The 6,555-nt window shown below is 69.8% G+C and carries 6 protein-coding genes; 4 read left to right on the forward strand and 2 right to left on the reverse strand.

Features of this window, described 5'->3' with window-relative positions:
* The 4 genes from A5646_RS09145 to cydC all read left to right on the forward strand — a co-directional run.
* Positions 1–433: cytochrome ubiquinol oxidase subunit I (locus A5646_RS09145; protein ID WP_197505153.1), on the forward strand; the 433-nt coding region annotated here is incomplete at its 5' end.
* 33 nt (positions 434–466) lie between these two features.
* A complete protein-coding gene (cydB, locus tag A5646_RS09150; RefSeq protein ID WP_067021329.1) occupies positions 467–1,507 on the forward strand; it encodes a cytochrome d ubiquinol oxidase subunit II in 1,041 nt (346 codons plus the stop codon).
* A 62-nt stretch (positions 1,508–1,569) separates the two neighbouring features.
* The gene (gene cydD / locus A5646_RS09155) at positions 1,570–3,183 is read left to right on the forward strand and encodes a thiol reductant ABC exporter subunit CydD (RefSeq protein WP_067021331.1); all 1,614 of its coding nucleotides are present in this window, start codon (positions 1,570–1,572) and stop codon (positions 3,181–3,183) included.
* Entirely contained in the window at positions 3,170–4,897 is a 1,728-nt protein-coding gene (gene cydC, locus A5646_RS09160; RefSeq protein WP_067021333.1) for a thiol reductant ABC exporter subunit CydC, read from the forward strand. The genes cydD and cydC overlap by 14 nt, the downstream gene beginning before the upstream one ends.
* Here cydC and A5646_RS27965 read toward each other — a convergent pair.
* Positions 4,793–5,530 carry a maleylpyruvate isomerase N-terminal domain-containing protein gene (locus A5646_RS27965; RefSeq protein ID WP_197497932.1) on the reverse strand — a complete coding sequence of 246 codons (738 nt, stop codon included), beginning with the start codon at positions 5,528–5,530 and terminating at the stop codon, positions 4,793–4,795. The genes cydC and A5646_RS27965 overlap by 105 nt on opposite strands.
* A 128-nt stretch (positions 5,531–5,658) precedes the next feature.
* The coding region (locus A5646_RS09165) for a phosphatidylglycerol lysyltransferase domain-containing protein (RefSeq protein ID WP_156765560.1) at positions 5,659–6,555 on the reverse strand (897 nt) is incomplete at its 5' end.

Here is a 6,555-nt window from a genome sequence, read left to right on the forward strand (position 1 = left end):
GGCGATGATCGGGTTTTTGGCCATCCCGGTGTTGTTCGCCCTGACCGTGCTGTGGGTCACCCGCGGCCACCGGACACCCCGCAGCCGGTGGCTGTCGTGGTTCGCCCTGCTCACCATCCCCACGCCGTTTCTGGCCAACATCTCGGGGTGGGTGTTCACCGAGATGGGCCGCCAGCCATGGGTGGTGGCGCCCAATCCCACTGGCGATCAACTGGTTCGGATGACGGTCCGCGAAGGGGTGTCGAATCACGTGCCCGGCATGGTCATCACGTCGCTGGTGACCTTCACCCTCGTCTATGCGGTACTCGCGGTGCTCTGGTTCTTCCTGCTCAAGCGCTACGTCGTCGAAGGCCCGCTGGAGCACGACGCGGAACCCGCTCCCCCGCAAGCGCCCAGCGATGACGAGGTGGCACCCCTGTCCTTCGCGTACTGACCAGGCTTACCGACGCCGAAAGGAGTTGAGACGATGGGACTGCAGGAGTTGTGGTTCGGCATCCTCGGGATGCTGTTTTTGGGTTTCTTCGTCCTCGAGGGCTTCGACTTCGGCGTGGGCATGCTGATGGAGCCGTTCGCGCGCGTCGGCATCGGTGAACCGGAACCGCTGCGGCGCACGGCCCTCAACACCATCGGGCCGGTGTGGGACGGCAACGAGGTGTGGCTGATCGTCGGCGGCGCAGCTATGTTCGCCGCCTTCCCCGCCTGGTATGCCACCGTGTTCTCGACGCTGTACCTGCCGCTGTTGGCGATCCTGTTCGGCATGATCGTGCGCGCCGTGGCGATCGAATGGCGCGGCAAGATCGACGACACGAAATGGCGCGGCTGGGCCGACGTCGGCATCGCGGCCGGGTCCTGGCTGCCGGCCGTCCTGTGGGGTGTCGCGTTCGCCATCCTGGTGCGCGGCCTGCCGGTGGGTGCCGACGGGCACATCCACCTCTCGATCACCGACGTGCTGAACGCCTACACCCTGTTGGGTGGGTTGGCCACCGCGGCGTTGTTCATGTTCTACGGAGCGACCTTCGTCGCCCTGAAGACCTCGGGCGCCATCCGCGACGACGCGTACCGGTTCGGCGTCTGGTTGTCGCTGCCGGCCACCGGACTGGTTGCGGCATTCGGGTTTTGGACCCAACTGGCGCACGGCAAGAACTGGACCTGGCTGGTGCTGGCCGCGGCGGTGGTGGCGCAATTGGCGGCGGTGCTGCTGGTGTGGCGACGCGCATCCGACGGCTGGGCGTTCACCTGCGTCGCGGTGGTGGTGGCGGCCGTGGTGATCCTGCTCTTCGGCTCGTTGTATCCGAACCTGGTGCCCTCGACGCTGGACAAGCAGTGGAGCCTGACCATCTACAACGCCTCCTCCACGCATTACACCCTCAAGGTCATGACGTGGGTGACGGCCCTGATGGCCCCGCTGACGGTGGTGTACCAGGCGTGGTCGTATTGGATTTTCCGGCAACGCATCTCGGCTGACCGGATACCGGCGCCCATCGGCCTGGCAAGGCGCGCGACCTGAACAGTAGCGACCGCACCAACCGGGCACCGCTCGATCCGAGACTGTGGCGGGCCTCGGCGGCGTTGCGCCGTTACCTGCTCGCCGTGGTGGGCTGCGGTGTGCTGATCTCCGGCTGCGCGATCGGCTCGGCGATCGTGCTGGCGGGCATCGTCGCGCGCGTCGTCGGCGACACCTCCGCCCGGAGCCTGCATGGGTGGCTCGGCCCGCTGTCAATCCTGTTGGCGCTGTGGATAATCCGTGCGGTGACGCACTGGCTGCAGGCCCGCCTGGGGCAACGCGGAGCCAGCGCTGTCATCGCCGACCTGTCCGGTCAGGTGCTCACCGCGGTCACCGACCGGCAACCCCGTGACCTCGCGGCGCAACGCGACGCCGCCGCCGTCGTGGTCACCCGCGGCCTCGACGGTCTGCGCCCCTACTTCACCGGTTACCTGCCGACATTGCTGCTCGCCGCCATCCTGACCCCCGCCACGGTGGCCGTGATCGCGGCCTACGACCTGAAATCGTCGGCCGTCGTGGCGATCACGCTGCCCCTGATACCGATCTTCATGGTGCTGATCGGGCTGGCAACCGCCGACCGGTCCGCGGCCGCGCTGACCGCGATGACCACGCTGCAGGCCCGGTTGCTGGATCTGATCGCCGGCATCCCGACCCTGCGGGCGCTGGGCCGCAGCTCGGGCCCGGAACACCGGATCGCCGAACTGGCCGCCGCGCACCGCCGCTCGGCCATGGCCACCTTGCGGATCGCATTCCTGTCGGCCCTGGTGCTCGAGCTGCTGGCCACGCTTGGGGTGGCGTTGATCGCGGTCGGGATCGGCCTACGTCTGGTGTTCGGCGAGATGACCCTGACCACCGGCCTGACGGTGCTGTTGCTCGCGCCCGACGTGTACTGGCCGTTGCGCCGCGTCGGCGTGGAATTCCATGCCGCACAAGACGGCACGGCCGCCGCCGGTGCGGCGTTCGACCTCATCGGCGGCCCGACGTCGGCGCCGGCCCGCACCCGGACGGTCGCTGCGCGCGGCGCGCGGATTCGCCTCGAACATCTGAGCGTGGACGGCCGCGACGGCCGGGCGCCGCGCGACCTGAACGCGGTCATCGAGCCCGGCTCGGTGACGGTGCTCACCGGGCGTAACGGCGCCGGCAAGAGCACCGCGCTGCAGGCGATCGCCGGCATCGGCATGCCCTCGTCGGGCCGGATCATCGTGGACGGCATCGACGTCGCCGAGCTGGAGCCGGCTGGCTGGTGGGCGCAACTGTCCTGGCTGCCGCAACGCCCGGTGCTGGTCCCGGGCACCGTCGACGACAACCTGGCGCTGCTCGGACGACTCGACGACGTCGAAAAGGCCTGCGCCGATTCCGGATTCGACGCCGTGCTCGCCGAGCTGCCCGATGGGGGCAGCACCGTGCTCGGACGCGGCGGTGTCGGGCTGTCGCTGGGACAACGCCAGCGGCTGGGCCTGGCCCGAGCGCTCGGCTCGGCGGCCGCCGTGCTGTTGCTCGACGAGCCGACCGCACACCTGGACGCACCCACCGAGCAACGCGTCTTGCGAGCCATCGCCGAACGGGCCCGGGCCGGTGCGACCGTGATCGTCGTCGGCCACCGCGCGCCGGTGCTGGCCATCGGTGACCGGATCGTCGAGGTGGTCGCCGAGCGGGGGCTGCGTCATGCCCCGGCGTGATCCGCTGGTGCACGCTGTGACACTGCTGCGCCCCCGGTGGCCCCGCGTCCTGGCGGCCATCGCGCTCGGGGTGCTCTCGCTGGGCAGCGCGCTGGCCCTGGCCGGTGTCTCGGCGTGGCTGATCACCCACGCCTGGCAGATGCCGCCCGTGCTGGACCTGTCGGTCGCGGCGGTCGCGGTCCGCATGTTCGCGATCTCCCGGGGCGTGCTGCACTACTGCGAACGATTGGCCACCCACGACACGGCTCTGCGCGCGGCCGGCGCCGCGCGGGTACAGATCTACCGGCGGCTGGCGCGCGGGCCCGCGGCGGCCGCCGTCCGGCTGCACAGCGGTGAACTGGTGGCCCGGGTCGGGACCGACGTCGACGAACTGGCCAACGTCCTGGTGCGCGCCCTGGTGCCGATCGGCGTCGCGGCGGTGCTGGCCCTGGCGGCGACGGCGGTCGTTGCCGCCATTTCGCCCGCGGCGGCCGTCGTGCTGGCCGTCTGCCTGCTGATCGCCGGGTTCGTCGCTCCCCGCCTCGCGGGTCGGGCCGCCGCGACCCAGGAAGACGTTGCGCGCCAGCATCATTCCGACCGCGACACGTCGGCGATGCTGGCCCTCGAGCATGCCCCGGAGCTCCGGGTCGCCGGCCTGCTTCCCGGGGTCATCGCCGAATCGCAACGCCGGCAACGCGCGTGGAGCGATGCCCTGGACGCCACCGCCAAACCCGCCGCCATCGCCGAGGCAATGCCCACCGCGGCGATCGGGGCCAGCGTGCTGGGCGCGGTGGTGTGCGGGATCGGGTTGGCGCACGCGGTCGCGCCGACCACCCTGGCGGTGTTGATGCTGCTGCCGCTATCGGCCTTCGAGGCGATGACGCCGTTGCCGGCCGCCGCGATCCAGTTGACGCGGTCACGGATCGCCGCGCGCCGCCTGCTCGATCTGACCCCGTCGGGGCCCGAAAACCCCACGGGGAGCGCACCCACACCGGTCGGCGCCGGACGGCTGACGGCCGACGTGCGTTCCGGCCACGACGGCGCGGCGCGGTCCACCCGGGCAGCGATCGACCTGCCGCCGGGTGCGAGGCTGGCTGTCACCGGCGCCAGCGGTTCCGGGAAGACGACCCTCCTGATGACCCTGGCCGGCTTGTTGCCGCCGCTGGGCGGGCGGGTCACGCTGGACGGCATCGCCCTGAACGAATTCGATGAGGTCGACTTGCGCAGCGCCGTCGGGTTTTTCGCCGAGGACGCGCACATCTTCGCCACCACCGTCCGCGACAACCTGTTGGTCGTGCGCGGGGACTGCCCCGACGACGAACTGACGGCAGCACTGGACGTCGTGGGCCTCGGCCCCTGGCTCGCCGCCCTGCCCGATGGCCTGTCCACGGTGCTCACCGGCGGCGCGCAGGCCCTTTCAGCCGGCCAGCGCAGGAGGCTGTTGCTAGCCCGCGCGGTGATCTCCCCCGCGCGGATCGTGCTGCTCGACGAGCCGACCGAACACCTTGACGTCACCGACGCCGAACGGATACTGCGCGACCTGTTGGCCCCCGATTCGCGGCTGATGTCGCCGCGGCGGACGGTGGTGGTGGCGACGCACCACCTGCCCGAGGACATTGACTGCCCCGAACTACCCGTCGTTCAGCAGGCGCCGCAAGACGTCGTCGAGTGTCTCCGCGTTGACGCTCGGGTCGCGCAACCTGGGCGGGCAGCGTCCCCACAAGACCAGCGGTAACTCGTGCGGCGCGAGTTCTATCACAATGCCGGCCTCGGCCGGCGTTGCCGACACTCCGTTTCCCGGTACCACAACGACGCCGGGCCGATGGCCGTTTCGTAGCGTCACCGGCCGGGTTATCGCGCCGGCGTCGCGCCAGCGACAAGCTTCCACCAGGGCCGGCAGCGCGTTGAATGCCGCGAGCGCGTGGGTGATCATGGCCGGATCCGAGAGCAGTCGGACGCTGAGGTCGTCGTCGCCCACGAGATCCCACCGGTGCAGCACCGCTTCGCTATGGCTGTGCATCTCTAACCGCTGTGCGGTCATCTCCCAGCCCGTGTACATGATGGTGTCCCCCGCGTCGAGGGCGGCGACCCCCGACTCGAAACGAGCGGCGTGTTCCACCAATTGTTTTCGGAGAACAGGGTCGGGCAACGCCCGAAACGGCGGCTCGCGCACCTCCCACGAGCGCGTCGCCCTTGTCGGTCGGCCCGCCAGATATTCTTCGATGAGGTCGGCACGTTCCGCCGCGGCGGCGGTGACATGGGCGGTGAGTTCGTGGGCGCTCCAGCCGGAGCACCAGGTCGGCGCAGATGCCTGCAATCCGGACAGGCTAGAGATGAACGCGCGCATGGCTTCATCGCGAAGATTCACGCTGTCTGTCATGGTGTCGACAAACTCCCGGACGAATTCGCAGCTGACTTCTTGTGCGGTCCCCACCCAACCGTCCGGGACGACGCAGCGCTAGCCGTTTTCCGACATCACAGTTGCGGCGCAGGCACTCAGAGGTGTCGCCGGCGCGGCATGAACTCCAGCGACAGGAGCACGAACAATAGCGGAACGATCTGCGTCACGGAGATCACCGCATACCGCCGGGCGTCGAGGGCATGCCACTTGCGCACGTACCGGTACAGCGACTCGAGGGCGATCAGCGGGTCGAGCACGTGGGTCAACCGGTAGAGCAGGCCCTGGGTCCAGCCCCGGTTCGTAGCGTCGAAAATCTCTGGGAAGGCCGCGAAGGCGAGCGAGACCCGCTGTGCCCCAGCCTCTTTGCCGGCCATGATCATGTCGACGCTGAGCCGCTCGTCGAGCCCGTTCGGAGCGCCGCGCCGGCGCCATGGCACGTCGAGGGTGATGTCGCTGCCGCCGCCGGCGGTGGCGTACCGGTGGAACGCCTGCACCTTGCCCGTCTTGTCCCTGGCGATGATCAGGCGGATGCCGGGGAACCGGCCTTCGAGCACGCCGTCGAGGTTCATGTGGAATCCGCGATCGGCGTGGGCGCCCTTGGACGACTCCCGCACCACCTCGGTCAGCTCGGCCAGCAGCTCCTCATCGAGTTCCTGCTCCGACACGATTTCGGTTGTGACGCCGCAGTTGTGGGTGCGCTGCACCGCCTGACGTAGGTTGCGGAACTTGCGGCCCACCATGTCGAAGCCGGCCACGTCGACGACCACATCGCGCCCAATCGGGATGGGCCGCAACGTTTGTCCCAGCACCGCCGAATCGCTCCACAGGCCGAGCCGCCGTTCGCTGCAGCCCACCACGGCGATGCGCCAACCATGGGCGTGGCAGAAAGCGGCGAAATCGGCCACCAGTTCACCGAAGTGCGCCTCGTCACCGATCGGGTCACCGCCGACCACGGCGATCCCCAGCCGCGTCCGGTAGGCCAGCGCCGCGGT

It is taken from the genome of Mycobacterium sp. 1245499.0 (genome assembly GCF_001673615.1).
In the GTDB taxonomy this organism is placed as follows: domain Bacteria; phylum Actinomycetota; class Actinomycetes; order Mycobacteriales; family Mycobacteriaceae; genus Mycobacterium; species Mycobacterium europaeum_A.